We start from the raw sequence: 25,702 nt of genomic DNA, 5'->3' as shown, positions 1-25,702 counted from the left end.
AATCAGTGTGTTTGTATTGGCGTTACGGGTCGGGCTGATCTCCATGGGGTCTGATGGGAACTTCAGGGTTGCTCTGCCCAGAGCCATGCAGAAATACCCACCCTTGATAACTACCTTGCCCTGTAAAACCTTGATTGATGACGGCGAAGTTGCCTTGCTTGAACGGCGTGCCTGTGGCTTTGCTGAACACGCCCATGATGGTTTCGCCCGGGCCTTCGACCACGCCCCAGTCGGCGGTGCCGGTGAGGGGGTCGTCGTAGGCCTTGCGCAAGTAGCGCCGGGTGGTTGGTTGGCGGCGGTCGAGTACCAGATCCTCAAGCGACTTGGGATAGGTAGTGCCAGCACCGTAATACAGGCCGATAGCCCGGCGGATCTCATTGCCTCGCGCCAACAATTCCAGCTCCCGCTCGCGCTGCAACACGCTGGACCACAGCGTGCCCACTTCCATCAGCATCACGGCCACCACGGCCACCGTCACCAACATGCCCATGAACACCGAGCCGTGTTGGCGGTGTTTACCAATCTGCATACGTACTCCCGTCCTTTGCGGTGCCGGGTGCGCCGCTGCGTACGTCGCCCAAGCCTTGTTCATCGGAGGGTTGCAGCTGCCAGGTGTCGCGCTTGCCGGTGACCGGGTCCACGGGGATTTCGCGCAGATAGCGGCGGTCCACCAGGGCTTGTAGGGAGTCGGGGTTGTCGCCGTGGTCTTCGCGGTATTGGTCGAGGGCTTGACGGATAGTGGACAGGTTGTGGCGCAGCACGGTTTCCTGAGCCTTGGCGTGCTGGCGAAAATACTGGGGCGTGACCAGGGTCATGAGGGTAGCGATGATGGCCATGACCACCAGCAGCTCGATCAGGGTAAAGCCCCGATCACCACTGGCTGTATAACGTTCCATTCAAACTCTCCCGGGTGCTGCGGGATGAAACGTCAAATACATCTTCTCCCTCTTGTGGACTATCGGCGGCGCTTTTGTAACTGCGCAGTTGCCAGGTTTCTGCGGGCGAACGGTCAGGGCACTCGCACACCGGGTCGCGGGGAATGCGGCGCAGGAAGAAGAGTTTTTTGCCTTGCAGGTTGGTGCGGTCGGTTGCGCCGCTGACCAGAATTTCAAGGGAGGGGGGATAACCGCTGTCGCTGACGCTCTTTTCAATCCGGCCGTCGTCGGTGGCTTCCTTGTAGGCATCGATGGCGCGCCGGATCTCTCGCAACGAACGTTGCAAGTCCAGTTCACGATCACGTTTACCCATCAGTGCCGTCAGCGGATAAGCCACTGTCGCGAGCGTGGCCAGCAGGGCCAGCGTCAGTAGCAATTCAATCAGCGTAAAACCTTTGGCGCAGTGATGGCTGGGTTCACCCTGCCACATCACCGGTGCGTCTCCTGTTATCCCGCCAAGGACTTCCGCATTAACCCAGGCTTGTGAAGTTAACTGCACAGGAGAGTGTAGATGCTGGGTGTTTTTTGTACAGCAAGAAGGTTTACCCACAATCGCTGTGAGCGGAGCTGTGGATAAGGTGTTTGTGGGTGGCCGCAAGGCACGTGAATCAAGGGTTACAGACCGTTGTGTAAAAAATGACCAGGCTAAGTAGCGGTTTTTACGAGAGTTTTTGTGTGGATAAGCGCGTTGTACGACTCGGAGTTGCCCCCAAAGTCTGTTGGCGCTTCTGTGGATAAGATGTTTGCTATCGGCTACAGGTCATATGGATAAAGGGCTGCACAGAATTGATCAATTAGTGATCAATTTGCCCATTGATGAGGATTAAAGTCCCGAAACCCACGGTTTATGACGGTTGCGCATGGTTTTCCACAGCGCTGGCAAAGTTACACCCAAAGTCTGTTGGCGTTTCTGTGGATAAGGTGTTTGCGTAGTGCTACAGATCACGTTTTATATGGGTTGCAGCGTTATGGTTAAAAAATGATCAGATGGGCTTGAAAAGTGTTGGTTGGAATAAGTCACGGTTTTTCTTCAGTTATTTTCGTGTGATCAGCACAGTTGCCCACAATTGCTGTGGGTGGCTTTGTGGATAAGTTGTTGGGTAAAGGCTGGAGGGCAGAGGGTTAGAGGGCTGTAGCCAGTCTGGTCAAATTTTGAACATTATGAAGAGCCCAATGTGGGAGCGGGCTTGCTCGCGAAGGCGGTGTGTCAGCCAATGTATGTGCTAGCTGATCCACCGCGTTCGCGAGCAAGCCCGCTCCCACACAAGCCGGTCTTCACATTTCTTATTCGTGTACCGCGACACCCTTGAGGTACGGCGCCGGCGCCGCGCCCAGGTTGCTCAGCATGCGCTCGCTGTACCAATCCACGAAGTTCACCACGCCGAACTCATAGGTCTTGGAGTACGGGCCTGGCTGGTACGCGGTGGAGTTGATGCCGCGCTGGTTCTCTTCGGCCAGGCGACGGTCCTGGTCGTTGGTGGCGTCCCACACCTGGCGCATGCGCTCCACGTCGTAGTCCACGCCTTCGACGGCGTCCTTGTGCACGATCCACTTGGTGGTGACCATGGTTTCCTGGGCGCTGATCGGCCACACAGTGAACACGATGATGTGGTCGCCCATGCAGTGGTTCCACGAGTGGGGCAGGTGCAGGATGCGCATCGAGCCCAGGTCCGGGTTCTTGATGCGGCCCATCAGTTTTTGGCAGCCCTGTTTGCCATCCAGGGTCATCGACACGGTGCCCTTGAGCAGCGGCATGCGCACGATGCGGTTACGCAGGCCGAAGCTGGCGTGGGCGTAAGGGATTTTCTCCGCATCCCAGGCAGCAGCCGACGCGGCGACGTGATCTTTAAACGCCTGGTCGGCGCGGGGGTCGGTGACGTCGTCCCATTCCAGCAGGGTTTTCAACAGTTCCGGGTGCGACGCGTTGCAGTGGTAGCACTCGCGGTTGTTTTCCAGCACCAGCTTCCAGTTGGCTTTCTCCATCAAGGTGGTGGTGATTGCCACCTTGGTGTTTTCCATGTCGTACGGTTCCATGTAGTGGCTGAGCGTCGACAGGAAGTCATCAATGGCTGGCGGGTTCTCGGCCAGGCTGATGAAGATATAGCCGCCGGCCGTCTTCACGTTTACAGGCTTGAGGCCGTATTGCTTCATGTCGAAGTCGGCGCCCATCTCGGTGCCCGCGAACAGCAGGCGGCCGTCCAGCTCGTAGGTCCATTGGTGATAGTGGCAGACCAGTTTGGCGACCTTGCCCTTGTCGCTGGTGCACAAGCGCGAGCCACGGTGGCGGCATACGTTGTGGAACGCATGCACCACGCCTTCGGCGCCACGAATCACGATGATCGGGTTCTTGCCCACTTGCAGGGTCAGGTAGTTGCCCTTGGTGGGGATTTCGCAGGTCATGCCGGCGATCAACCACTCTTTCTGGAAGATCTCCTGCATGTCGATATCGAACAGCCGGTCATCAGAGTAGAACGGCTGCGGCAGCGAGAACGTGCGCTCACGTTCTTGCAGCATTTGCGCGGTGGCCTTGCGTGCGGGTTCCAGCGGATCGCCCAAGCTTAAGGTTGCGGTGACGTCCATCGTGTGTGTCCTCATGGCCATTCTGTGTGGCCGAGATAAGTGGCTAATCAGGTTTGCAGCAAGGCGTAAAAAAAGCGTCGTTGTTGGGAGCGAGTGTGGGGCCGCCGATGGGCCGAACCTTATCTATGGGCGACATGGCCCAATCTGATCCCGACGCGCAACCCTAGGTCGTTGGGGGCTGGTCGCGATAAGTATGTGAATGTCGCAGATAGGTAAATGGGCGCATTCGGCGTTACGCAGAATCGCCACCATAAGGCCGACGTCGGCGGTGGAGAACAACATGTCTAACAATTTCCTGAATCCGGTAACCACCCAGACCTGGGCCAATGGTCGGCACATCGTCCGTTGCGTCAAAGTCATCCAGGAAACCTGGGATGTGCGCACCTTCTGTTTCATGGCTGACCAGCCGATCCTGTTCTTTTTCAAACCGGGGCAATTCGTCACCCTGGAGCTGGAAATCGAAGGCCAGCCGATCATGCGCTCCTACACCATTTCCAGCTCGCCGTCGGTGCCCTATAGCTTTTCGGTGACCATCAAGCGCGTGCCCGGCGGGCGGGTGTCCAACTGGCTGCACGACACGTTGCATGAAGGCCAGGAACTGGCGGTGCACGGGCCGGTGGGGCTGTTCAATGCCATCGACTTCCCAAGCCCGAAAGTGCTGTACCTCAGTGGCGGCGTGGGGATCACCCCGGTGATGTCCATGGCGCGTTGGTTCTACGACACCAACGCCAACGTCGACATGACGTTTATCCACAGCGCCCGCTCTCCCAAAGACATCATTTACCACCGCGAGCTGGAGCATATGGCGTCGCGGATCGACAACTTCAGCCTGCACCTGATTTGCGAGAAGCACGGCCTGGGCGAGCCGTGGGCGGGGTATCGCGGCTATCTGAACCACAAGATGCTCGAATTGATGGTGCCGGACTTCCTGGAGCGCGAAGTGTTCTGCTGCGGGCCAACGCCGTATATGAACGCGGTGAAGCGCTTGCTGGAAGTCGCCGGTTTCGACATGACCCGCTACCACGAGGAATCTTTTGGCGCCACGCCGCCGGAAGCCCGTGCCGACGCGGTGGAGCAAGCCGAACAAGCGGCGGATGCGCCGGAAATCGATTTGGCAGACCTGCATCAGGTGGAATTCATTGCCTCGGGCAAAAGCATCCGCGTGGCACCGGGGGAAACCGTGCATGCGGCGGCGGCCAAGCTTGGCCTGTTGATTCCGAAGGCCTGCGGCATGGGGATCTGCGGTACATGCAAGGTGATGAAGCTGGGCGGCGAGGTCGAGATGGACCACAACGGCGGGATTACCGAGGAAGACGAAGCCGAGGGTTACATCCTGTCGTGCTGCAGCGTGCCGAAGGGTGATGTGCGCATCGAGTTCTGACGCTCTCAAGTGGGCACAATCCAATGTGGGAGGGGGCTTGCCCCCGATAGCAGTGTGTCAGCCAACAGATCTGTTGCTGATGTACCGCCATCGGGGGCAAGCCCCCTCCCACCTTTGCTTTGTGTGATTACTGGGCGTAGATGTGTACGACGAAGTGCTGGCCTGATGCTGTCAATTCATAGACTTTATCGTAGATCCGCAGTGTCCTTGATGGCTCACGGATGGTGTCGCCGACTTTGGCGTATTTGCGGAACTCATCCCAGTCAATCACGGTGGTGCTGACAGTGCCGTCGCTTTGCAGGGTGTTGCCGTTGCTTTGATATTCCATGGTTTAGCTCTCTGCTGGATTTCCGTTTCCGGCCGATGATTCGGCAGGCAGTTGTGCCCGAAAGGTGGCCGCTGCAGCGGCGTTTTCCTTTCGGGTTCCAAGAGGCTAGTCAATGAAAATGCAGTGTGCTGCTGTCAGAAATATCAAATAACAGACTCGGCATTGCGCCAGTATCAGGCGCCCATCACTTCGCGGATATCTGCTGCCAATTCCCTTACACGCTCTTCCTCGGTATCCCACGCACACATGAACCGTGCGCCGCCTTTGCCGATGAAGGTGTAGAAGCGCCAGCCCTTGGCCGTCAGCGCCGCGATAGCCGGTTCTGACAGCTGTAGGAACACGCCGTTGGCCTGCACCGGGAACATCAATTCCACGCCGGGAATATCCGCCACCAGGCTGCTCAGCAGTTGCGCGCAGTGGTTGGCGTGACGCGCGTGCTTGAGCCACGCATCGTTCTCCAGAAGGCCCACCCAAGGCGCAGACAAAAAGCGCATTTTCGACGCCAACTGGCCCGCCTGTTTGCAGCGGTAGTCGAAGTCTTCAGCCAGCTTGTGGTTGAAGAACAGGATCGCTTCACCCACCGCCATGCCGTTCTTGGTGCCGCCAAAGCACAACACATCCACGCCGGCCTTCCAGGTCAGGTCGGCCGGTGAGCAACCGAGGAACGCGCAGGCATTGGAGAAGCGCGCGCCGTCCATGTGCAGGTTCAGGCCCAGTTCCTTGCAGGTCACGCTGATGGCGCGGATTTCATCCGGGGTGTACACGCTGCCGACTTCGGTGGCTTGGGTAAGGGTGACCACGCGCGGCTTGGGGTAGTGGATGTCCTGGCGCTTGAGGGCGATCTCGCGGATCGACTCCGGGGTCAGCTTGCCGTTTTCGGTGCGGGCGGTGAGTAGCTTGGAGCCGTTGGAGAAAAACTCCGGCGCGCCGCATTCGTCGGTTTCGACGTGGGCGGTTTCCGAGCAAATCACGCTATGGTAGCTCTGGCACAACGAGGACAGCGCCAGGGAGTTGGCCGCCGTACCGTTGAAGGCGAAGAACACTTCGCAGTCGGTTTCGAACAAATTACGGAAACCGTCGGCGGCGCGGTGGGTCCATTCATCATCGCCGTAGGCACGTTGATGGCCCTGGTTGGCTTGTTCCATGGCGGCCCAGGCTTCCGGGCAGATGCCGGAATAGTTGTCACTGGCAAATTGTTGGCTCTTGTCGGTCATGGCCCGTTCCTGTGGTCGATGTTGGAGCGCACTGTAACCAAGATTGTTGGGGGGGCGCACGCACTGTAAATGCAAAGTCGTTGGGGAATTATGCACGGTACTCACACCTTGCCTGTCGGACCTGTCCGAGACGGCGCCCTGGACCTGCTCAAGTGGCTGGCGCTGCTGTGCATGGTGCTTGATCACCTGCGGTATGTCGGGTTGAGCCTGGATGGGTTGTATGTGCCGGGACGCCTGGCATTCCCGTGGTTTTGCCTGGCGATTGCGGCGAATGTGCACCGGGTGAAAATCGCGTCGGTCAGTGGGCGTTACCTGGGTTGGCTGCTGCTGTTCAGCGTGATCAGCGAAGTGCCCTATCGGATGTTTATCGAGGATGCCGATACGTTGAATGTGTTGCCGACGTTGGCGCTGGGGATGCTGGTTGCGCGGGGATGGCAGCAAAAGGCGCTTTTTGATCGGGGATTGGCGCTGATTGCACTCGTGATAGCGGCCGTGTTTTCCACGCACTTGATGTTCGGTTTTTTTGGTGTGTTGTTGCCGTTGGCGATGCTGCTGGTGTTTCGTCGTCCGTGGTATTTCAGCGTACTGCCGGGGGTGGTGTGTGTGGCGGCCAATCAATGGCAAATCCTGCTCAATAGCGGGTCGCTGGTGGCGATAGCGGGATTGGCCGCATGCCTGATCGCGCCATTGGCTGGCCTTGTCTTGTTGCGACATGCCAAAAACGTCTCGCCGCCGGCGATGCGGCGCTGGGCTTATACCCTTTATCCGCTGCACTTCCTCCTGCTGCTAATCGTCCGCAAGATCATCGCCTAACCCCCTGTGGGAGGGGGCTTGCCCCCGATGGCGATGTACCAGCCACTGCCTGTGCAAGCTGACCCACTGCTATCGGGGGCAGGCCCCCTCCCACATTTATCCAGTGTTGTTCCTGCCATGTCGTAAACGCACCTTTGCGTGGCGCCCGTAGGCATTTGATCTATAAGCGCCAGCCCTACCATCGCATCAAAGGGCCCTGCACCGGGCCTCAACAATACGAAAGGCTGGGAGAGACGCGATGTTCAGCAAACAAGACCAGATTCAGGGATATGACGACGCACTGCTGGCGGCGATGAATGCCGAGGAGCAGCGCCAGGAAGATCATATCGAGCTGATCGCGTCAGAGAACTACACCAGCAAGCGCGTGATGGAAGCCCAGGGCAGCGGCCTCACCAACAAATACGCCGAAGGCTACCCAGGCAAGCGCTACTACGGTGGCTGCGAGCATGTGGATAAAGTCGAAGCCCTGGCCATCGAGCGCGCCAAGCAACTGTTCGGCGCCGATTACGCCAATGTGCAGCCGCACTCCGGTTCGTCCGCCAACAGCGCCGTGTACCTGGCCCTGCTGCAAGCCGGCGACACCATTTTGGGCATGAGCCTGGCCCACGGCGGTCACCTGACTCACGGCGCCAAAGTGTCGTCCTCGGGCAAGCTGTACAACGCAGTGCAATACGGCATCAACACCGACACCGGCCTGATCGACTACGACGAAGTCGAGCGACTGGCGGTTGAGCACAAGCCAAAAATGATCGTGGCCGGCTTCTCTGCCTACTCCAAGACTCTGGATTTCCCACGCTTCCGTCAGATCGCCGACAAAGTAGGCGCGCTGCTGTTCGTCGACATGGCCCACGTCGCCGGCCTGGTTGCCGCTGGCCTGTACCCGAACCCGTTGCCGTACGCCGATGTGGTCACCACCACCACCCACAAGACCCTGCGCGGTCCACGGGGTGGCTTGATCCTGGCCAAGTCCAACGAAGAAATCGAAAAGAAACTCAACGCTGCCGTGTTCCCCGGCGCCCAGGGCGGCCCGCTGATGCACGTCATCGCCGGCAAGGCCGTGTGCTTCAAGGAAGCGCTGGAGCCGGGCTTCAAGACTTATCAACAGCAAGTGATCGATAACGCCCAGGCCATGGCCGAGGTGTTTATCAAGCGCGGTTACGATGTGGTGTCCGGCGGCACCGATAACCACCTGTTCCTGGTCAGCCTGATCCGTCAGGGCCTCACCGGCAAAGAAGCGGACGCCGCCCTGGGGCGCGCCCACATCACCGTCAACAAAAACGCCGTGCCGAACGACCCGCAGTCGCCGTTCGTGACGTCGGGCCTGCGCATCGGCACCCCGGCAGTGACCACCCGTGGTTTCAAAGTGGCGCAGTGCACTGAGCTGGCCGGCTGGATCTGCGACATCCTCGACAACCTCGGCGACGCCGATGTCGAGGCCAACGTGGCCAAGCACGTGTCTGCCCTGTGCGCTGATTTCCCGGTTTATCGCTGAGCGCGGTTTTGGAGTAATGACTATGCAACGCTACTCGGGCTTCGGCCTCTTCAAACACTCCCTCAGCCACCACGAAAACTGGCAGAAGATGTGGCGCACGCCCACCCCTAAAAAGGTCTACGACGTGGTCATCGTCGGCGGTGGCGGGCATGGTCTGGCGACCGCCTACTACCTGGCCAAGGAACACGGCATCACCAACGTGGCCGTGGTCGAGAAAGGCTGGCTGGGCGGCGGTAACACCGCGCGCAACACCACCATCGTGCGCTCCAACTACCTGTGGGACGAGTCGGCGCACCTGTACGAACACGCGATGAAACTGTGGGAAGGCCTGTCCCAGGACCTGAACTACAACGTGATGTTCTCCCAGCGCGGCGTGTACAACCTGTGCCACACCCTGCAAGACATCCGTGATTCCGAGCGCCGCGTGAGTGCCAACCGCCTCAACGGCGTGGACGGTGAACTGCTCAACGCCAAGCAAGTGGCCGACGAGATCCCGTACCTCGACTGCTCGAAAAACACCCGCTACCCGGTACTCGGCGCCACCGTGCAACGGCGTGGCGGCGTGGCCCGTCACGATGCCGTGGCCTGGGGTTTTGCCCGTGCCGCTGACGCCCTCGGCGTGGATTTGATCCAGCAGACCGAAGTGATCGGTTTCCGCAAGGAAAACGGCGTGTGCATCGGCGTCGAAACCAACAAGGGCTTTATCGGCGCCAAGCGCGTCGGTGTGGTCACGGCCGGTAACTCCGGGCACATGGCCTCGCTGGCCGGTTTCCGCCTGCCGGTGGAATCCCACCCGCTGCAAGCGTTGGTGTCGGAGCCGATCAAGCCGATTATCGACAGCGTGATCATGTCCAACGCCGTGCACGGTTACATCAGCCAGTCCGACAAGGGCGACCTGGTGATCGGCGCGGGTATCGACGGCTACAACGGCTACGGCCAGCGCGGTTCGTACCCGGTGATCGAGCACACCATCCAGGCCATCGTCGAGATGTTCCCGGTGCTGTCCCGCGTGCGCATGAACCGCCAGTGGGGCGGCATCGTCGACACCACGCCGGACGCGTGCCCGATCATCTCCAAAACCCCAGTGCCGAACATGTTCTTCAACTGCGGTTGGGGCACCGGTGGCTTCAAGGCCACACCGGGCTCAGGCAACGTGTTTGCCGCAAGTCTCGCCAAAGGTGAAATGCACCCGTTGGCAGCACCTTTCTCCATCGACCGTTTCCACAACGGTGCGTTGATCGACGAACACGGCGCTGCGGCCGTCGCCCACTAACAGGAGAAATTTCCTATGTTGCATATCTTCTGTCCTCACTGTGGCGAACTGCGCTCCGAAGAGGAATTCCACGCGTCCGGCCAAGCGCACATCCCGCGCCCGCTGGACCCGAACACCTGCACCGACGAGCAGTGGGGCGACTACATGTTCTTCCGCGACAACCCTCGCGGCCTGCACCACGAACTGTGGATTCATGCCGCCGGTTGCCGCCAGTATTTCAACGCCACCCGCGACACCCTGACCTACGAAATTCTTGAAACCTACAAGATCGGCACCAAGCCGCAATTTACCGCCAAGGCTGCTGGAGAGAAGGTATGAGCCAGACCAATCGCCTGTCCAACGGTGGCCGGATCGACCGTAATAAAGTCCTGACGTTCAGCTTCAACGGCCAGACCTACAAGGGCTTTGAAGGCGACACCCTGGCCGCCGCATTGTTGGCCAACGGCGTCGACATCATCGGCCGCAGCTTCAAGTATTCGCGTCCTCGCGGCATCTTTGCTGCGGGCGCCGAAGAGCCAAACGCGGTGCTGCAAATCGGCGCCACCGAAGCCACCCAGATCCCCAACGTGCGTGCCACGCAACAGGCGCTGTATCAAGGCCTGGTCGCCACCAGCACCAACGGCTGGCCGAACGTCAACACCGATGTGATGGGCATTCTTGGCAAGGTCGGCGGCAAGCTGATGCCGCCGGGCTTCTACTACAAAACCTTCATGTACCCGCAATCGTTCTGGATGACCTACGAGAAGTACATTCGTAAGGCCGCAGGCCTTGGCCGCTCGCCGACCGAGAACGACCCGGACACCTACGACAACTTCAACCGTCACTGCGATGTGCTGGTGGTGGGTGCTGGCCCTGCCGGTCTGGCGGCTGCATTGGCGGCTGCACGCAGTGGTGCCCGCGTGATCATCGCCGATGAGCAGGAAGAGTTTGGCGGTTCGCTGCTGGATTCCCGCGAAAGCCTCGACGGTAAACCGGCTGTTGAATGGGTCGCCAGCGTCATTGCTGAGCTCAAGGCCCTGCCGGACGTGGTGTTGCTGCCTCGCGCCACCGTCAACGGCTACCACGACCACAACTTCCTGACCATTCACGAGCGCCTCACCGATCACCTCGGTGACCGTGCGCCGATTGGCGTGGTGCGTCAGCGTATCCACCGTGTGCGCGCCAAGCGCGTGGTGCTGGCGACCGGTGCGTGCGAGCGTCCACTGGTCTACGGCAATAACGACGTGCCGGGCAACATGCTGGCCGGCGCGGTCTCTACCTACGTGCGTCGCTATGGCGTGGCACCGGGCAAGAAACTGGTGCTGTCGACCAACAACGACCACGCCTACCGCGTTGCGCTGGACTGGCTCGACGCCGGTCTGCAAGTGGTCGCCGTGGCCGATGTGCGCCACAACCCACGCGGCGCGCTGGTGGAAGAAGCCCGAGCCAAAGGTATTCGTATCCTCACCGGCAGTGCCGTGATCGAAGCCCGTGGCAGCAAGCACGTCACCGCTGCCCGTGTGGCCGCAATCGATGTGAAAGCACACAAAGTCACCAGCCCCGGCGAATGGCTGGACTGCGACCTGGTGGCCAGTTCCGGCGGCTACAGCCCAGTGGTGCACTTGGCCTCGCACCTGGGTGGCAAGCCGACCTGGCGTGAAGACATCCTCGGTTTCGTACCGGGCGAAGCGCCGCAAAAACGCGTGTGTGTCGGTGGTATCAACGGCGTCTACGGCCTGGGCGATTCCCTGGCAGACGGTTTCGAAGGCGGCGTACGTGCCGCCAGCGAAGCCGGGTTTGCGCCGGTTGAGGGCACGTTGCCAAAAGCGTTGAGCCGCCTGGAAGAGCCGACCCTGGCGGTGTACCAAGTGCCTCACGACAAGCCCACCGCACGGGCACCGAAGCAATTTGTCGACCTGCAAAACGACGTCACCGCCGCCGCCATCGAACTGGCGACCCGCGAAGGTTTCGAGTCCGTCGAGCACGTCAAACGCTACACCGCGCTGGGCTTCGGCACCGATCAGGGCAAGTTGGGCAACGTCAACGGCCTGGCCATCGCCGCTCGCTCGCTGAACGTGACCATCCCGCAGATGGGCACCACCATGTTCCGTCCCAACTACACGCCGGTGACTTTTGGCGCGGTGGCGGGCCGTCACTGTGGGCACATCTTCGAGCCGGTACGCTACACCGCGCTGCAAGCCTGGCACGTCAAGAACGGCGCCGAGTTTGAAGACGTCGGCCAGTGGAAGCGTCCGTGGTACTTCCCGCGCAACGGTGAAGACCTGCACGCGGCGGTGAAACGCGAATGCCTGGCCGTGCGCGACAGCGTGGGCCTGCTGGATGCGTCCACCCTCGGCAAGATCGACATTCAGGGCCCGGATGCCCGTGAGTTCCTCAACCGCATCTACACCAACGCCTGGACCAAGCTCGATGTGGGCAAGGCGCGCTACGGCCTGATGTGCAAGGAAGACGGCATGGTCTTCGACGACGGCGTTACCGCCTGCCTCGCTGACAACCACTTCCTGATGACCACCACCACCGGCGGCGCGGCCCGCGTACTCCAGTGGCTGGAAATCTACCAACAGACCGAATGGCCAGACCTCAAGGTGTACTTCACCTCGGTCACCGACCACTGGGCGACCATGACCCTGTCCGGCCCCAACAGCCGCAAGCTGCTGGCGGAAGTCACCGACATCGACCTGGACAAGGACGGCTTCCCGTTCATGACCTGGAAAGAAGGCCTGGTGGGCGGTGTACCGGCGCGGGTGTTCCGGATCTCGTTTACCGGTGAGCTGTCGTACGAAGTCAACGTACAGGCTGACTACGCCATGGGCGTGCTGGAAAAAATCGTTGATGCCGGTAAGAAGTACAACCTGACCCCGTACGGCACCGAAACCATGCACGTGCTGCGGGCCGAGAAGGGCTTCATCATCGTCGGCCAGGACACCGACGGCTCGATGACCCCTGACGACCTGAACATGGGCTGGTGCGTTGGCCGGACCAAGCCGTTCTCGTGGATCGGCTGGCGCGGCATGAACCGGGAAGACTGCGTGCGTGAAGAGCGCAAGCAATTGGTGGGCTTGAAGCCGGTCGATCCAAAAGTGTGGCTGCCGGAAGGCGCGCAGTTGGTGCTTGATCCCAAGCAGTCGATTCCGATGAAGATGGTCGGTCACGTCACTTCAAGTTATGCCCACAACTCCCTGGGTTATTCATTTGCCATGGGCGTGGTGAAGGGCGGCTTGAAGCGTATTGGTGAGCGGGTGTTCTCACCGCAGGCGGATGGCAGCGTGATCGAGGCGGAGATTGTGTCTTCGGTGTTCTTCGATCCTAAGGGCGATCGCCAGAACATCTGATAAACCGAGTCGCCTGCATCGGGGGCAAGCCCCCTCCCACAGGGGAATGCATTCCAAATGTGGGAGGGGGCTTGCCCCCGATGAGGCCAGAACAGACACCACCGAATTCAGAACAGGTGCTTTATGACAGCAGCCAATGTGTACCAACAACGCCCCACCACCGGCGCCAAGGCCGAGTCGTCGCTGCACCATGCCGACCTCGCCAGTCTGGTTGGCAAGGGACGCAAGAACGCCGGCGTGATCGTGCGTGAAAAGAAACTCCTGGGCCACCTGACCATTCGTGGCGATGGCCATGACGCCGCGTTCGCCGCCGGCGTGCACAAGGCCCTGGGCATCGAACTGCCCGGCGCCCTGCAAGTCATCATCAAGGGCGAAACCAGCCTGCAATGGCTCGGCCCGGATGAGTGGTTGCTCATCGTGCCAAGCGGCGAAGAGTTCGCCGCCGAGCAAAACCTGCGGACAGCCCTGGGTGATTTGCATATCCAGGTGGTCAACGTCAGCGGCGGCCAGCAAATTCTTGAGCTGAGCGGCCCGAACGTGCGCGATGTGCTGATGAAGTCCACCAGCTACGACGTGCACCCCAACAACTTCCCGGTGGGCAAGGCGGTGGGCACGGTGTTCGCCAAGTCGCAACTGGTGATCCGCCATACCGCCGAAGACACTTGGGAACTGCTGATTCGCCGCAGCTTCTCGGACTACTGGTGGTTGTGGTTGCAGGATGCGTCTGCCGAGTTCGGCCTGAGCGTCCAAGCCTGAGGAAGATCCCATGAGCCGCGCACCCGATACATGGATTTTGACCGCCGACTGCCCTAGCGTGCTTGGCACGGTGGACGCGGTCACCCGCTACCTGTTCGAGCAGGGCTGCTACGTCACCGAGCACCATTCCTTCGATGACCGGTTGTCCGGGCGGTTTTTTATCCGCGTGGAATTCCGTCAGCCCGACGGGTTTGACGAGCAGGCTTTCCGCGATGGCCTGGCCACTCGCGGCGAAGCCTTTGGCATGATCTTTGAGCTGACGGCGCCGAACTACCGGCCAAAAGTGGTGATCATGGTCTCCAAGGCCGATCACTGCCTGAACGATCTGCTGTACCGCCAACGCATTGGGCAACTGTCGATGGACGTGGTCGCGGTGGTGTCCAACCACCCCGATTTGAAGCCGTTGGCCGACTGGCACCAAATTCCCTACTACCATTTCCCCCTCGACCCCAACGACAAGCCGTCCCAGGAGCGTCAAGTGTGGCAAGTGGTGGAAGACACCGGCGCCGAATTGGTGATCCTTGCGCGCTATATGCAAGTGCTGTCCCCGGAGCTGTGTCGCAAGCTGGATGGCAAGGCCATCAACATTCACCACTCGTTGTTGCCGGGGTTCAAGGGCGCCAAGCCGTATCACCAGGCGTACAACAAAGGCGTGAAGTTGGTCGGGGCGACGGCGCATTACATCAACAACGATCTGGACGAAGGCCCGATCATCGCCCAGGGCGTGGAGGTGGTGGATCACAGCCACTACCCCGAGGATTTGATTGCCAAGGGGCGGGATATCGAAGGGCTGACATTGGCCCGGGCGGTGGGGTATCACATTGAGCGGCGGGTGTTTTTGAATGCCAATAGGACGGTGGTGCTCTGATTGACGCCATCGGGGGCAAGCCCCCTCCCACATTTGAATTGTGCACATCTTCAAGTGTGGGAGGGGGCTTGCCCCCGATGAGGCCCTAACAAACAACACAAGAAACAGCATCTGTAACCCGAGCACTTTACGCGCTGCCTACCAGGGCAACGCGGTTCCATAAAAACAACAGCGAGGTGAAAGCATGTCTGGTAATCGTGGTGTCGTGTATCTCGGCAACGGCAAGGTCGAAGTACAGAAAATCGACTATCCCAAAATGCAGGACCCCCGTGGCAGGAAGATCGAACACGGCGTCATCCTGCGCGTGGTCTCCACCAATATCTGCGGCTCCGACCAACACATGGTCCGTGGCCGCACCACCGCCCAGACCGGCTTGGTGCTCGGTCACGAGATCACCGGTGAAGTGATCGAGAAGGGCAGCGACGTGGAGAACCTGAAAATCGGCGACCTGGTTTCCGTTCCCTTCAACGTGGCCTGCGGCCGTTGCCGCTCATGCAAAGAGCAACACACCGGCGTGTGCCTCACCGTCAACCCGGCGCGTGCCGGTGGCGCCTACGGCTACGTCGACATGGGCGACTGGACCGGCGGCCAGGCCGAGTACGTGCTGGTGCCGTACGCGGACTTCAACTTGCTCAAATTGCCGGACCGCGACAAGGCCATGGAGAAAATCCGCGACCTGACCTGCCTCTCCGACATCCTCCCCACCGGCTACCACGGCGCCGTCACTGCGGGCGTGGGCCCAGGCAGCACGGTGTATATCGCCGGTGCCGGCCCGGTCGGCCTCGCCGCTGCCGCTTCCGCCCGCCTCTTGGGCGCTGCGGTGGTGATCATCGGCGACGTCAACCCGGTGCGCCTGGCCCATGCCAAGGCCCAGGGTTTCGAGATTGCCGACCTGTCCAAGGACACTCCGCTGCACGAACAAATCGCCGCGCTGCTGGGCGAACCGGAAGTGGACTGCGCCGTCGACGCCGTTGGCTTCGAAGCCCGTGGCCACGGCCATGAAGGCGTAAAAGCCGAAGCCCCCGCCACCGTACTCAACTCGCTGATGGGCGTAGTACGCGTTGCAGGCAAGATCGGTATTCCGGGCCTGTACGTCACCGAAGATCCCGGTGCCGTAGACGCCGCCGCCAAAATGGGCAGCCTGAGCATTCGCTTCGGTCTGGGCTGGGCCAAATCCCACAGCTTCCACACCGGGCAAACGCCGGTGATGAAGTACAACCGGGCGCTGATGCAGGCAATCATGTGGGACCGTATCAACATTGCCGAAATCGTCGGTGTGCAGGTGATCAGCCTGGATGACGCACCGCGCGGGTATGGCGAGTTCGATGCGGGCGTGCCGAAGAAGTTTGTGATTGATCCGCACAAGCTTTTCAGTGCGGCGTAGTTGATAGATAAGGGCGGCTTAGCGTCGCCCTTTTTTATCACGGATAAGTCTTAGATAAAAAACCAACTGATTAACATGCCGACAAAAGACATGAAGGCAGTGAGTGTCGGTATTACCATCCAATACCTAAGGTGTCTTGGTATTCTTTCAACGTCCTCAACAAGCACCAGGCGTCTCCATTGAAGTAGTTTCGGAATGAGAATAATGGTGGCCATGGCGAATACGCGCTGCGGGCGTCCGTCAAAGTGCGCATTACGAAAGATCTGTTTTTGCACGACTAGATAGGTGCTGTATTGCACATAGCCTTCTGCAGCATCCAGCTTTTTGTACATGGCACAAAAGATCAGCGGAAAGCTCAACAGCATCAGGATGGCTGAACCAATACCGAGGTAGAACCAGACCATTAATCCCTCGCAGTCTTATAGATGAAATCGCCTGTGCGTTGCGCAAGCCCGGTTCCCAGCGCAGCTCCCCCTATTCCGCCTGCGGCACCGCCGACGATTGCACATGCCAAGGCTCCGGTGCCAGCCGTGGGTATTCCAAAAACTAACATGCAGACGCCGATGCCGATGGAGGCTCCAAGTCTTGCTCCCAAGTATGAGCCACCCGCGCCAGCTACCAACTTGCCCCCTTCAACGTATTTCGCTTGCGTGCATTCTTGCTCACGCCCGGTGGAACACGCCTCTGCTATCTCCAGTGCTGTCGACCCAACGTCCAGCGCAAGACCAATGTAAGTGCCTTTCTTCAATATCTGCGACGCCTTGGCTATACGCTTGACCGTGTTCTCATACCCTCGAATCTCCCCGTGATGCCAATAGCTCTTGCTGGAGATCCCCAGCATTTTTTTGATTGAACCTTCATTCTTAAGGCCCGTACCAAAGCGCGCCATCCCGGAGAGTTGGGTATCCAGCTTCGCAAACAAAGCCCTGCGCTTAGCCAGAAACTCATTCCTCGCACTCACGGTACCGCTCCTCAGGTATTGCTTATGCAACTCATCGATTTCCTTGAGTGTCTGCTCGATCTGCGTCAGGTGCTTGCTCCAGGCACTGCTCACGCTGCCGATGCCCAAAGACGCATGGGACAGGATGGTCTGCAACTGATCGTAGTTTTTGATGAGGAATTGATCAGTGGCGGAATGTGCGAGCAAGGCGTGTTTGATGTTAGCGGCTGATTGCATCAAGCGAGCTTCTTCAGCGGTGCAGGCAGCGGATCGGCTGTCACCGATAATGACCAATTGCCCAGGCAGCACGACGGTGTTGCGAATGTGCTGGTTGAGGATGTCGAACTTGGTTTGGGTATTTGGGTTGAGCGAAAGGCTCAGTTTGAGCAATGGATATGGCTGCGGCCGTTCGTTGATAAATGCATAGGCTCCCTGCATTGCGTGCACTTCCAAGACTGTGGCGCACGACTATAGGAAGGCGCTACAAGCGAGGTAAGGCGCATACAGGGGCGGTTTTAAGGTTTGAGAAATGGACTACTTAAGTCCAGGCGTGTGCCTACGTTGCAGCCGTCGGCTGATCAGAGCCTGTCCTCCGCCATGAGCAAGTCTCCCAACCGATGAAGATCAAATGTGGGAGGGGGCTTGCCCCCGATGGCAGAGTCTCAGCCGCTTATTCATAGGCTGATACACCGCTATCGGGGGCAAGCCCCCTCCCACATAGTTTCCAGGTGTCTGGGGGATCAGCGGTTAGCCAAGGCGCCCTGGTACACAGTTGGCCCTGTAGGCTGCTTGCTCACCGACCCGCCCTTGACCTCCGAACTCACCATCACTTCCACCGGGTGGCGAATGCTGTCCTGCTGGCGCGGGTTCAAGCCGATGATGCCTTTGCCATCCTCCGGCAACAGCCCGAGTGAAACCGGCGCTTTGCCTTCGGGCATCGCCCACAGTTCCAGGCTGCGATCCGGTTCTGGCGCGGCGGTGGCGATAGGTTCGACTTCCAGGTAGTCCTTGTGCACCCTCAATTGCGCGGCGGGTTGCTGAGTGGTGGTCACCAGGGTGGTCGCGGATTTGACGTTGTCCTGGGTGTAGAACGCGCCAATGAGCCCGGCGACGATGGCCACGCTGACGCCGATGAATACGCGTGTGCGGCTCCAGAATGGGAGTTTTTGCTCAATGATTGGGTGGCGAGTGGCGCTCATGAAGTAGGTCCTGACAGGGCTTTCAGTCCTGTTATGGACCCTGCTTCACGCGCGGGGTTCCGGCCTCGATTCAGATCAGAGTGATGCCAATTTGCCCTGATACAGCACGGGGCCAGTGGGTTGTCCGGTAGGCGAACCACCGTGGGGCTCCAGGCTCACGGCCAGGGTCAGTGGCGCGACCAGTAAGGCTTGTTGGGCTTTGTTCAGTGGGAGGCGGCCTTTGCCCGCCGCCGGTATCAGGCCCAGGGAAATGGGTTTGCCGCCGGCAGGAATCGCCCATAGCTCCAGATCGTACGTCGATTCCACCGCAGCCAAGGCTAACGGCTCGACTTGCAGATGATCGCTAAATGTACGGACATGCAACGCTGGCTGCTGGCCGGCATTCACCAAGGTGGCGTTGTGTTCCATGCCGATATCGCGCTGGTACAGCACGCCCACCAGCAAGGCGACAACCACCGCGCAAGCGGCGGCCAATACGCGGATATTTTTCCACAGCGGTTTCTTCGCCGGCATATGCAGCACTTGCGGATTGATACGTGCCTGGATGCCCGCCCATACATGCTCGGGCACGGGCTGTTCGGGCAGAGTGCCGGTCAGGCTGGCCAGGGCGTTCTGCCAGTGGCCCAGCTCGACCCTTAACGCAGCGTCTTCCAGCAACAAGGCATCAAAGCGCCGACGTGCGGTGGCGGGCATCAACCCGATGGCGTAGTCGGCGGCAAGCGCGCGACGCAATGCTGTGGTTTGGTAGTTCATGATTCAAGGCACCTGCGCAGGCGTTCCATGCCGCGGCGAATCCAGGATTTGACCGAGCCCAGGGGCGCCGCCAGGTGGTCGGCCAACTCCGAGCAGGAGAGGCCCTGGAAGTAGGCCACGGTGATCGAGCGGCGCTGCATGCCATCCAGGGTGTCCAGGCAGCGATTCAAGGCGTGGGCTTCGCGCTGGTGGTCGAGCAGGTCGAGGGCGCTGGGGGCATCGTCGATCATGGCATCCTGTTGGCCGTCGGCCAGCGGCTGTTCGCGGTGCTTGCGCAGTTGGTCGATGGCCAGGTTGCGGGTGATGTTGACCATCCAGGTCATCGGCGCCGCCAGGTGCGCCTCATAGCGTGCTGCGTTGTACCAGATGCGCACGAAGGCTTCTTGCAGCACCTCTTCGGCCAGGTCCGCACGGCCCATGAAGCGCAGCGCCACACCGTGCAAGCGCGGCGAGACGCTGCGGTAGAGGGTTTCGAACGCCTGGCGGTTGCCCAGGGCGCATTGGGCCAGTAACGGCCGCAATGGGTCAGCATCGTTGATCGAAATAGGGCCTCTCCAAGCACTCGAACGAGGGCGACGGGACTGCGCACGGTAGGCAGAGGGTAGTTCAGCTCTGGCATTCATTCCATCCAACTCCCGGCGGCGCATGCTGGATATACGCAGGGGCAGTCGATTCGGATGCAGTGAATATCTGAACTAAACTTGGTGTGGGAACAATCCTTTGGAACTGTCAGTCAAACCCCTGCTTTTAGCGCCTACTTTCAGAGGTTATTTTGATGAAGATTTCACGCGGTTTTGCCCTGTCCTGCCTGCTGAGCGTGGCCGCCGGCCCGGTGTTTGCCGCAGGTTTCAGCCTGGGTGACGTGGCCAATGCCGTTTCCGGCGCCCAGGGCAACAACAAGGCGGCAGCAGCGGCGCCCAGCTCCCAGACCGCTGGTCTGCTCAGCGCCCTGACCTCACAGCTGAACGTCACCCCCGAACAAGCCGTCGGCGGCACGGGCGCCATGCTCGGTCTGGCCAAGAACCAACTGAGCGGCAGCGACTATTCGCAATTGGGTAAAAGCGTGCCGGGCCTGGATCAGCTGTCGGGCAGCAACTCCCTGGGCAGCCTCGGCGCCTTGAGCGGCATGCTTGGCCAGAGCGGCGGCAGCAAGACCAGCGGCCTGGATGGCCTGCTGGGTAATGTGAAAAGCACCAACGACCTGAACACGGCGTTCAGTGCGCTGGGCATGGACAGTGGGATGGTCGGCCAGTTTGCGCCGGTGATCCTGCAATACCTGGGCAGCCAGGGCGCCAGCACCTCCGTGCTGGGCAAGCTGGCCCAGGCCTGGGGCACCGGCGGTTAAGTCCGCTCCGCGCGCAGTTGTTCGATGCGCGCGTCCTTCTCGTTCCAGAGCTGGTTCACCCAGTTCTGGACGGTCTGGCGGAATGCCGGATCATTCTCGTAATCCCCCTGCCACAACGCCGGGTCCAGCTCCCGGGTGCGGATATCGATGATTACCCTCGGCACCGCGCCGCTGATCAAGTCCCAGAACCCTGGGATCTTGTCCTGTGGATACACCACGGTGACGTCAAGGATCGCGTCCAACTGCTCGCCCATCGCCGCCAATACAAACGCCACGCCGCCCGCCTTGGGCTTGAGCAACCGCGTGAACGGTGAATCCTGCTGCTTGCGCTTGGCCTCGCTGAAGCGCGTGCCTTCCAGGTAGTTGACCACGGTCACCGGCTGGCGCTTGAACAGCTCGCAGGCTTCTTTGGTGATCTTCAAATCCTGCCCCGCCAATTCCGGGTGCTTGGCCAGGAACGCCTTGCTATAGCGCTTCATGAACGGGTAATCCAGCGCCCACCAGGCCAGGCCGAGGAACGGCACCCAGATCAGCTCTTTTTTCAGGAAGAATTTGAAGAACGGTGTGCGGCGGTTGAGCGCCTGGATCAGCGCCGGGATATCCACCCAGGATTGGTGGTTGCTGATCACCAGGTAAGACGTGTCGCCCCGCAGGTCGTCGCCGCCGCGAATATCCCATTGGGTGGGGATGCACAGGGCGAAGATCAGTTTGTCGATCTCGGCCCAGGTCTCGGCGATCCACATCACCGCCCACGACATGTAGTCGCGCGAGCGGCCGGGGGCGACCAGCTTGAGCAGAGCGAATACCATCAACGGCCCGATCAGGACCAGGGTGTTGAGCAACAGCAGCAGGGTGACCAGACAGCCGGTGAGCAGGCGGCGCATAAGCAACTCTTGGATTCTTGTGGGCGGGCCATGATAAGCAAGCTGAGTCTAGAGGCCAAATCGCAAAGTGTCGGACGAATGTTTCACAATGTGCCGGGTAAGGTGGGAGGCGCTAACTAAGTGCCGCTGTTGCGGTCTAGAATCCGCCTACTTCTATTCCGAGGAACTCACTTCGTGAAACTGCTCCTTGCCGCCTTCGCCCTGGTCGCCTTGCCCGTCATGGCCGCCGAACCGACCCTCTACGGTCGCTACGAGTACATCCAACTGCCGGAGATCGGCGAAACCTTCAAGGCCAAGATGGACACCGGCGCGCTCACCGCCTCGCTGTCGGCCCGTGATATCGAAACCTTCCAGCGTGACGGTGACGATTGGGTGCGTTTCCGCATCAGCGGCAAGGACGCGTCCAACAAGGTCTACGAGCACAAGGTGGCGCGCATCAGCAAGATCAAGAGCCGTGCCGACGAAGACGACGACAAGGACGAGCCCACGGTGGCCAAGCGCCCGGTGATCGACCTGGAAATGTGCCTGGGCAACGTCAAGCGCACCGTCGAGGTCAACCTCACCGACCGCAGCAGCTTCAACTACCCGCTGTTGATCGGCGCCAAGGCGTTGCGTGAATTTGGCGCTGCGGTGAACCCGGCCCGTCGTTACACTGCCGACAAACCGGACTGCTGACGGACCCCCATGCCCCACATCCTGATTGTCGAAGACGAAGCGGCCATCGCCGACACGCTGATATTCGCCCTGCAAGGCGAAGGCTTCACCACCACCTGGCTGAGTCTCGGCCAGGAGGCCCTGGCCCATCAGCGCCAGACCCCGGCGGACCTCATCATCCTCGACATCGGCCTGCCGGACATCAGCGGTTTTGAAACCTGCAAGCAACTGCGCCGGTTCAGCGAAGTGCCGGTGATGTTCCTCAGTGCGCGGGACGGCGAGATCGACCGGGTGGTGGGGCTGGAGATTGGCGCCGATGATTACGTGGTCAAGCCGTTCAGCCCACGGGAAGTGGCGGCGCGGGTACGGGCGATTCTCAAGCGTGTGGGCCCCGGTGTGGCGCCTGCCGTGTTCCAGGTCGACCGCGAGCGCATGCAGATCAATTATCGCGGCCAAGCGCTGAGCCTCACGCGGCATGAATTCCGCCTGCTGCAAAGCCTGCTGGAACAACCCGAGCGGGTGTTCAGCCGCGAGCAGTTGCTGGACGCGGTGGGCGTAGCGGCAGACGCCGGTTATGAGCGCAATATCGACAGCCACATCAAGAGCCTGCGCAGCAAACTGCGGGCGGTGGCCGCCGATGCCGAGCCGATCCAGACCCATCGCGGCCTCGGTTACAGCTACAGCCCGAGCAACAGCTGATGCGCCTCGGGCTGCGGATCTTCCTGGTGTACGCGCTGTTTATCGGCCTGACCGGTTACTTTGTGCTCAGCACCGTGATGAAGGAAATCCGCCCCGGCGTGCGCCAGTCCACCGAAGAAACCCTGGTGGACACCGCCAACCTGCTGGCCGAGATCCTGCGCGAGGATGTGAAGAATGGCACCCTCGGCCAAAGCCACTGGCCCGAACTGCTCAAGGCCTACGGCAATCGCCAGCCGGGGGCGACTATTTGGGGGCTGCCGAAAAACCAGGTCAACCACCGTATCTATGTAACGGACGCCCAGGGCACCGTATTGCTCGACTCGTCCGGCGAAGCGGTTGGCCAGGACTACTCCAAGTGGAACGACGTGTACCTGACCCTGCGCGGCGAATACGGCGCCCGTTCCACCCGCAGTGAACTGGACGACCCAGCGTCGTCGGTGATGCACGTAGGCGCGCCGATCCGCGACAACGGCCAGATCATCGGCGTGGTCACCGTGGCCAAACCCAACAGCTCGTTGCAGCCCTATGTGGATCGCACTGAGCGCCGCCTGCTGTGGTACGGCGCCGGGTTGGTGATCCTCGGCCTGTTGCTCGGTGCGCTGTTGTCGTGGTGGCTGAGCGTGGCGTTGCGTCGGCTCACGGCGTACGCGGAAGCCGTCAGCGAAGGCCGGCGCGCCGAGTTGCCGCATTACCGGGGTGGCGAGCTCAAGCAGCTGTCCACCGCCGTGGAACACATGCGCACGCAACTGGAAGGCAAGGCCTACGTCGAGCATTACGTGCACACCCTGACTCACGAATTGAAAAGCCCCCTGGCCGCGATTCGCGGAGCGGCGGAGCTGTTGCAGGGCGATATGAGCCGCGAGCAGCAGCAGCGGTTTGTCGGCAATATCGACAGCGAAAGCGCGCGCTTGCAGCAGTTGATCGAACGTCTGCTGAACCTGGCGCAAGTGGAGCAACGTCAGGGGCTGGAAGCGCAGGTGAGCATCCCGCTGGCGGCAATGGTCGACGATGTGCTCAAGGCCCAGTGCGCGCGAATCGAAGGCGCCGGCTTGCAGGTCGAGCAGGCGATTGGTGCGCAGGTGAAGGTGTACGGCGAGCCGTTCCTGTTGCGTCAGGCCCTGGGCAATCTGTTGGACAACGCGCTGGACTTCACACCGCCCGGTGGCACCCTTAAATTCAGCGCCCACACCCTGCACAATGACGTGCAAGTCAGCCTGTTCAACCAGGCCGCTGCGATTCCCGATTACGCGTTGCCGCGCCTGAGTGAGCGCTTCTACTCGCTGCCACGCCCGGCCAGCGGGCGCAAAAGCACAGGCCTGGGCCTCAACTTTGTCGAGGAAGTGATGAAGCTGCACGGCGGTGCGTTGCAGATCGGCAACGTACCGGGTGGCGTGCTGGTGACGTTGCATCTCCACACAGTCTCCACACAACCCACATAAACCTCCCACACCGACTGCCCAGACTCGCCCCATCAAAACAGGGAGAGTCCCATGAACCGCAGTCTGCTTTTCAAACTGGGCGCGATTGCGCTGCTGATGCTGGTATTGCTGATTCCATTGCTGATGATCAACGGCATCATCGTCGATCGCCAGCACACGCGTGATGCCGTGCTGGAGGATATCGCCCGCAGCTCCAGCTACAGCCAGCGCCTCACCGGCCCGGTGATGGTGGTGCCTTATCGCAAGACCGTGCGCGAGTGGAAGCTCAATGAAAAGCTCAACAAACGCTATGAAGTCACCCGTGAAGAGCGTGGTCGTCTGTATTTCCTGCCGGACCGTTTTGAGCTCGACGGCAAGGTGCAGACCGAACTGCGCGCGCGGGGTATTTACCAGGCGCGGCTGTTCCATGCCGACAACCGCATCAGCGGGCATTTCGAGGTGCCTGCGCAAATGGGCATCACCGAAGACTTCGCCGATTACCGTTTTGAACCGGGGTTTCTGGCGGTGGGTATCAGCGATATTCGCGGCATCGAAAACGCGCTGAAACTGGAGCTGGGCAGCCAGCGCCTGGATTTCGAACCCGGCTCCCAAGTGGACTGGTTGGGGGAGGGCGTGCACGCGGTGCTGCCGGAGCCGGACAGCAAAAAGCCGTATGTGGTTGAGTTCGCGTTTGACCTGCGCCTGCAAGGCACCGAGCAACTGCAAGTGGTGCCGGTGGGCAAGACCAGCCAGGTGTCCCTGGCGTCCAACTGGCCGCATCCCAGCTTTGTCGGCAACTTCCTGCCGGCACAGCGTGACGTCACGGGCCAGGGTTTTAGCGCCACGTGGCAGACCTCATTCTTCTCCACCAACCTGGAACAAGCGCTGCAAAGCTGCCTGGACGGCCAGGGCTGCAAGGACTTCACGAATCGCAGCTTTGGCGTGAACTTCATCGACCCGGTGGACCAGTACCTCAAGAGCGACCGGGCGATCAAATACGCACTGCTGTTTATCGCCCTGACGTTTGCCGGCTTCTTCCTGTTCGAAGTGCTCAAGAGCCTGGCGGTGCACCCGGTGCAATATGCGTTGGTGGGCTTTGCCCTGGCGTTTTTCTACCTGCTGCTGTTGTCGTTGTCCGAACACATCGGGTTCGCCATGGCTTACCTCATCTCGGCCAGTGCCTGCGTGTTGTTGATCGGATTTTACGTGTGCCACGTGTTGCGCAGCATCGGCCACGGCCTGGGGTTTTCGGCGGGGTTGGCGGCGTTGTATGGCTTGTTGTACGGGCTGTTGAGTGCCGAGGATTACGCGCTGTTGATGGGCTCGCTGTTGCTGTTTGGCCTGCTGGGCACAGTGATGGTGCTGACGCGCAAATTGGATTGGTATGGGGTGGGCAGGCGTAAGCCGGAGCCATTGCAGTTTGATCTGGAGGCGGTGCAATGATTGGGTTGCGC

The 25,702-nt window shown here is 60.4% G+C and carries 26 protein-coding genes; 14 read left to right on the top strand and 12 right to left on the bottom strand.

Translation table 11 applies throughout. The annotated features are described in order from the left end of the window. Window positions 1-22: 22 nt before the first annotated feature. From DYL61_RS01850 to gbcA, 4 genes are all read right to left on the bottom strand, one after another. Complete coding sequence (locus tag DYL61_RS01850) at window positions 23-529, bottom strand: type II secretion system protein (RefSeq protein WP_193559419.1); 507 nt, start codon at window positions 527-529, stop codon at window positions 23-25. Further along, entirely contained in the window at window positions 516-896 is a 381-nt protein-coding gene (locus DYL61_RS01845; RefSeq protein ID WP_135306971.1) for a type II secretion system protein, read from the bottom strand. The genes DYL61_RS01850 and DYL61_RS01845 overlap by 14 nt, the downstream gene beginning before the upstream one ends. After that, window positions 871-1,365, bottom strand: coding sequence for a prepilin-type N-terminal cleavage/methylation domain-containing protein (locus tag DYL61_RS01840; protein WP_135306970.1), 495 nt, complete (start codon window positions 1,363-1,365; stop codon window positions 871-873). The genes DYL61_RS01845 and DYL61_RS01840 overlap by 26 nt, the downstream gene beginning before the upstream one ends. A gap of 854 nt (window positions 1,366-2,219) precedes the next feature. After that, entirely contained in the window at window positions 2,220-3,515 is a 1,296-nt protein-coding gene (gbcA, locus tag DYL61_RS01835) for a glycine-betaine demethylase subunit GbcA (protein ID WP_135306969.1), read from the bottom strand. Window positions 3,516-3,795: 280 nt separating this feature from the next. On the opposite strand from gbcA, the gene gbcB reads away from it, so the two are divergent. Further along, window positions 3,796-4,896: a glycine-betaine demethylase subunit GbcB gene (gbcB, locus tag DYL61_RS01825; RefSeq protein ID WP_135306968.1), complete on the top strand. Its 1,101-nt coding sequence runs from the start codon at window positions 3,796-3,798 to the stop codon at window positions 4,894-4,896. A 127-nt stretch (window positions 4,897-5,023) separates the two neighbouring features. Here gbcB and DYL61_RS01820 read toward each other — a convergent pair whose 3' ends face one another. Beyond that, window positions 5,024-5,224, bottom strand: a complete 201-nt coding sequence (locus DYL61_RS01820; protein WP_135306967.1) for a hypothetical protein — start codon at window positions 5,222-5,224, stop codon at window positions 5,024-5,026. 173 nt (window positions 5,225-5,397) lie between these two features. Next, entirely contained in the window at window positions 5,398-6,438 is a 1,041-nt protein-coding gene (locus tag DYL61_RS01815) for a threonine aldolase family protein (protein ID WP_016972857.1), read from the bottom strand. Between the two features lie 90 nt (window positions 6,439-6,528). Here DYL61_RS01815 and DYL61_RS01810 point away from each other — a divergent pair, with 90 nt between their 5' ends. The 8 genes from DYL61_RS01810 (at window position 6,529) to fdhA (ending at window position 16,356) form a co-directional block, all read left to right on the top strand. Then, on the top strand, window positions 6,529-7,251 hold the full coding sequence (locus tag DYL61_RS01810; RefSeq protein WP_135306966.1) for a TraX family protein: 723 nt from the start codon (window positions 6,529-6,531) through the stop codon (window positions 7,249-7,251). 238 nt (window positions 7,252-7,489) lie between these two features. Continuing rightward, entirely contained in the window at window positions 7,490-8,743 is a 1,254-nt protein-coding gene (glyA, locus tag DYL61_RS01805; RefSeq protein ID WP_135306965.1) for a serine hydroxymethyltransferase, read from the top strand. A 22-nt stretch (window positions 8,744-8,765) separates the two neighbouring features. Further along, window positions 8,766-10,016, top strand: a complete 1,251-nt coding sequence (locus DYL61_RS01800) for a sarcosine oxidase subunit beta (protein ID WP_047882492.1) — start codon at window positions 8,766-8,768, stop codon at window positions 10,014-10,016. A 15-nt stretch (window positions 10,017-10,031) separates the two neighbouring features. Next, complete coding sequence (locus DYL61_RS01795; RefSeq protein ID WP_101273319.1) at window positions 10,032-10,334, top strand: sarcosine oxidase subunit delta; 303 nt, start codon at window positions 10,032-10,034, stop codon at window positions 10,332-10,334. After that, window positions 10,331-13,348 (top strand): sarcosine oxidase subunit alpha, encoded by a 3,018-nt coding sequence (locus DYL61_RS01790; protein ID WP_135306964.1) that lies wholly within the window; start codon window positions 10,331-10,333, stop codon window positions 13,346-13,348. The genes DYL61_RS01795 and DYL61_RS01790 overlap by 4 nt, the downstream gene beginning before the upstream one ends. A 123-nt stretch (window positions 13,349-13,471) precedes the next feature. Continuing rightward, complete coding sequence (locus DYL61_RS01785; RefSeq protein WP_135306963.1) at window positions 13,472-14,104, top strand: sarcosine oxidase subunit gamma; 633 nt, start codon at window positions 13,472-13,474, stop codon at window positions 14,102-14,104. Window positions 14,105-14,114: 10 nt separating this feature from the next. Continuing rightward, window positions 14,115-14,972, top strand: a complete 858-nt coding sequence (gene purU / locus DYL61_RS01780; protein ID WP_005792124.1) for a formyltetrahydrofolate deformylase — start codon at window positions 14,115-14,117, stop codon at window positions 14,970-14,972. Window positions 14,973-15,156: 184 nt separating this feature from the next. Further along, window positions 15,157-16,356: a formaldehyde dehydrogenase, glutathione-independent gene (gene fdhA / locus DYL61_RS01775; protein ID WP_105697821.1), complete on the top strand. Its 1,200-nt coding sequence runs from the start codon at window positions 15,157-15,159 to the stop codon at window positions 16,354-16,356. Window positions 16,357-16,406: 50 nt separating this feature from the next. Here the strand turns inward: fdhA and DYL61_RS01770 are convergent, their stop codons facing one another. The 5 genes from DYL61_RS01770 to DYL61_RS01750 all read right to left on the bottom strand — a co-directional run bounded on the left by DYL61_RS01770 (window position 16,407) and on the right by DYL61_RS01750 (window position 19,871). After that, entirely contained in the window at window positions 16,407-16,760 is a 354-nt protein-coding gene (locus tag DYL61_RS01770) for a hypothetical protein (RefSeq protein ID WP_135306962.1), read from the bottom strand. Next, complete coding sequence (locus DYL61_RS01765; RefSeq protein WP_135306961.1) at window positions 16,760-17,734, bottom strand: hypothetical protein; 975 nt, start codon at window positions 17,732-17,734, stop codon at window positions 16,760-16,762. Before DYL61_RS01765 ends, DYL61_RS01770 begins: the two co-directional genes overlap by 1 nt. 302 nt (window positions 17,735-18,036) lie before the next feature. Then, on the bottom strand, window positions 18,037-18,495 hold the full coding sequence (locus DYL61_RS01760) for an anti-sigma factor domain-containing protein (RefSeq protein WP_135306960.1): 459 nt from the start codon (window positions 18,493-18,495) through the stop codon (window positions 18,037-18,039). 75 nt (window positions 18,496-18,570) lie between these two features. Next, window positions 18,571-19,248 (bottom strand): anti-sigma factor, encoded by a 678-nt coding sequence (locus DYL61_RS01755; protein WP_135306959.1) that lies wholly within the window; start codon window positions 19,246-19,248, stop codon window positions 18,571-18,573. Then, the gene (locus DYL61_RS01750) at window positions 19,245-19,871 is read right to left on the bottom strand and encodes an RNA polymerase sigma factor (protein WP_135306958.1); all 627 of its coding nucleotides are present in this window, start codon (window positions 19,869-19,871) and stop codon (window positions 19,245-19,247) included. The genes DYL61_RS01755 and DYL61_RS01750 overlap by 4 nt, the downstream gene beginning before the upstream one ends. 152 nt (window positions 19,872-20,023) lie before the next feature. On the opposite strand from DYL61_RS01750, the gene DYL61_RS01745 reads away from it, so the two are divergent. Further along, on the top strand, window positions 20,024-20,593 hold the full coding sequence (locus DYL61_RS01745) for a DUF2780 domain-containing protein (protein WP_135306957.1): 570 nt from the start codon (window positions 20,024-20,026) through the stop codon (window positions 20,591-20,593). On the opposite strand, the gene DYL61_RS01740 is transcribed toward DYL61_RS01745, so the two are convergent. After that, on the bottom strand, window positions 20,590-21,477 hold the full coding sequence (locus DYL61_RS01740) for an acyltransferase (RefSeq protein ID WP_135306956.1): 888 nt from the start codon (window positions 21,475-21,477) through the stop codon (window positions 20,590-20,592). The genes DYL61_RS01745 and DYL61_RS01740 overlap by 4 nt on opposite strands. A 174-nt stretch (window positions 21,478-21,651) precedes the next feature. On the opposite strand from DYL61_RS01740, the gene rloA2 reads away from it, so the two are divergent. The 4 genes from rloA2 to creD are packed head-to-tail and all read left to right on the top strand — an operon-like array spanning window position 21,652 to window position 25,691. Then, window positions 21,652-22,152, top strand: coding sequence for a retropepsin-like aspartic peptidase RloA2 (rloA2, locus tag DYL61_RS01735; protein WP_105697828.1), 501 nt, complete (start codon window positions 21,652-21,654; stop codon window positions 22,150-22,152). Window positions 22,153-22,161: 9 nt separating this feature from the next. Next, the gene (gene creB / locus DYL61_RS01730) at window positions 22,162-22,830 is read left to right on the top strand and encodes a two-component system response regulator CreB (RefSeq protein ID WP_135306955.1); all 669 of its coding nucleotides are present in this window, start codon (window positions 22,162-22,164) and stop codon (window positions 22,828-22,830) included. Beyond that, window positions 22,830-24,269, top strand: coding sequence for a two-component system sensor histidine kinase CreC (gene creC / locus DYL61_RS01725; RefSeq protein ID WP_135306954.1), 1,440 nt, complete (start codon window positions 22,830-22,832; stop codon window positions 24,267-24,269). Before creB ends, creC begins: the two co-directional genes overlap by 1 nt. Window positions 24,270-24,320: 51 nt before the next feature. Then, on the top strand, window positions 24,321-25,691 hold the full coding sequence (gene creD / locus DYL61_RS01720) for a cell envelope integrity protein CreD (RefSeq protein ID WP_135306953.1): 1,371 nt from the start codon (window positions 24,321-24,323) through the stop codon (window positions 25,689-25,691). Window positions 25,692-25,702: the final 11 nt, after the last annotated feature.

The organism is Pseudomonas nabeulensis (assembly GCF_004682045.1).
GTDB classification, from domain to species: domain Bacteria; phylum Pseudomonadota; class Gammaproteobacteria; order Pseudomonadales; family Pseudomonadaceae; genus Aquipseudomonas; species Aquipseudomonas nabeulensis.
The sequence above is the reverse complement of the archived record's forward strand: the minus strand, read 5'-3'. Positions and strand labels throughout refer to the sequence as shown.

Excerpts from the sequence above, each read along its gene's own strand:
- DYL61_RS01815 (WP_016972857.1), bottom strand. The coding sequence starts at position 6,438 with ATGACCGACAAGAGCCAACAATTTGCCAGTGACAACTATTCCGGCATC.
- DYL61_RS01795 (WP_101273319.1), top strand. The coding sequence starts at position 10,032 with ATGTTGCATATCTTCTGTCCTCACTGTGGCGAACTGCGCTCCGAAGAG.
- DYL61_RS01740 (WP_135306956.1), bottom strand. The coding sequence starts at position 21,477 with ATGCGCCGCCTGCTCACCGGCTGTCTGGTCACCCTGCTGCTGTTGCTC.
- DYL61_RS01755 (WP_135306959.1), bottom strand. The coding sequence starts at position 19,248 with ATGAACTACCAAACCACAGCATTGCGTCGCGCGCTTGCCGCCGACTAC.
- DYL61_RS01745 (WP_135306957.1), top strand. The coding sequence starts at position 20,024 with ATGAAGATTTCACGCGGTTTTGCCCTGTCCTGCCTGCTGAGCGTGGCC.
- gbcB (WP_135306968.1), top strand. The coding sequence starts at position 3,796 with ATGTCTAACAATTTCCTGAATCCGGTAACCACCCAGACCTGGGCCAAT.
- DYL61_RS01850 (WP_193559419.1), bottom strand. The coding sequence starts at position 529 with ATGCAGATTGGTAAACACCGCCAACACGGCTCGGTGTTCATGGGCATG.
- DYL61_RS01790 (WP_135306964.1), top strand. The coding sequence starts at position 10,331 with ATGAGCCAGACCAATCGCCTGTCCAACGGTGGCCGGATCGACCGTAAT.
- DYL61_RS01840 (WP_135306970.1), bottom strand. The coding sequence starts at position 1,365 with ATGTGGCAGGGTGAACCCAGCCATCACTGCGCCAAAGGTTTTACGCTG.
- purU (WP_005792124.1), top strand. The coding sequence starts at position 14,115 with ATGAGCCGCGCACCCGATACATGGATTTTGACCGCCGACTGCCCTAGC.
- creC (WP_135306954.1), top strand. The coding sequence starts at position 22,830 with ATGCGCCTCGGGCTGCGGATCTTCCTGGTGTACGCGCTGTTTATCGGC.
- fdhA (WP_105697821.1), top strand. The coding sequence starts at position 15,157 with ATGTCTGGTAATCGTGGTGTCGTGTATCTCGGCAACGGCAAGGTCGAA.
- DYL61_RS01760 (WP_135306960.1), bottom strand. The coding sequence starts at position 18,495 with ATGAGCGCCACTCGCCACCCAATCATTGAGCAAAAACTCCCATTCTGG.
- DYL61_RS01785 (WP_135306963.1), top strand. The coding sequence starts at position 13,472 with ATGACAGCAGCCAATGTGTACCAACAACGCCCCACCACCGGCGCCAAG.
- glyA (WP_135306965.1), top strand. The coding sequence starts at position 7,490 with ATGTTCAGCAAACAAGACCAGATTCAGGGATATGACGACGCACTGCTG.
- DYL61_RS01750 (WP_135306958.1), bottom strand. The coding sequence starts at position 19,871 with ATGAATGCCAGAGCTGAACTACCCTCTGCCTACCGTGCGCAGTCCCGT.
- DYL61_RS01810 (WP_135306966.1), top strand. The coding sequence starts at position 6,529 with ATGCACGGTACTCACACCTTGCCTGTCGGACCTGTCCGAGACGGCGCC.
- DYL61_RS01820 (WP_135306967.1), bottom strand. The coding sequence starts at position 5,224 with ATGGAATATCAAAGCAACGGCAACACCCTGCAAAGCGACGGCACTGTC.
- DYL61_RS01845 (WP_135306971.1), bottom strand. The coding sequence starts at position 896 with ATGGAACGTTATACAGCCAGTGGTGATCGGGGCTTTACCCTGATCGAG.
- creD (WP_135306953.1), top strand. The coding sequence starts at position 24,321 with ATGAACCGCAGTCTGCTTTTCAAACTGGGCGCGATTGCGCTGCTGATG.
- DYL61_RS01800 (WP_047882492.1), top strand. The coding sequence starts at position 8,766 with ATGCAACGCTACTCGGGCTTCGGCCTCTTCAAACACTCCCTCAGCCAC.
- DYL61_RS01765 (WP_135306961.1), bottom strand. The coding sequence starts at position 17,734 with ATGCAGGGAGCCTATGCATTTATCAACGAACGGCCGCAGCCATATCCA.
- gbcA (WP_135306969.1), bottom strand. The coding sequence starts at position 3,515 with ATGGACGTCACCGCAACCTTAAGCTTGGGCGATCCGCTGGAACCCGCA.
- DYL61_RS01770 (WP_135306962.1), bottom strand. The coding sequence starts at position 16,760 with ATGGTCTGGTTCTACCTCGGTATTGGTTCAGCCATCCTGATGCTGTTG.
- creB (WP_135306955.1), top strand. The coding sequence starts at position 22,162 with ATGCCCCACATCCTGATTGTCGAAGACGAAGCGGCCATCGCCGACACG.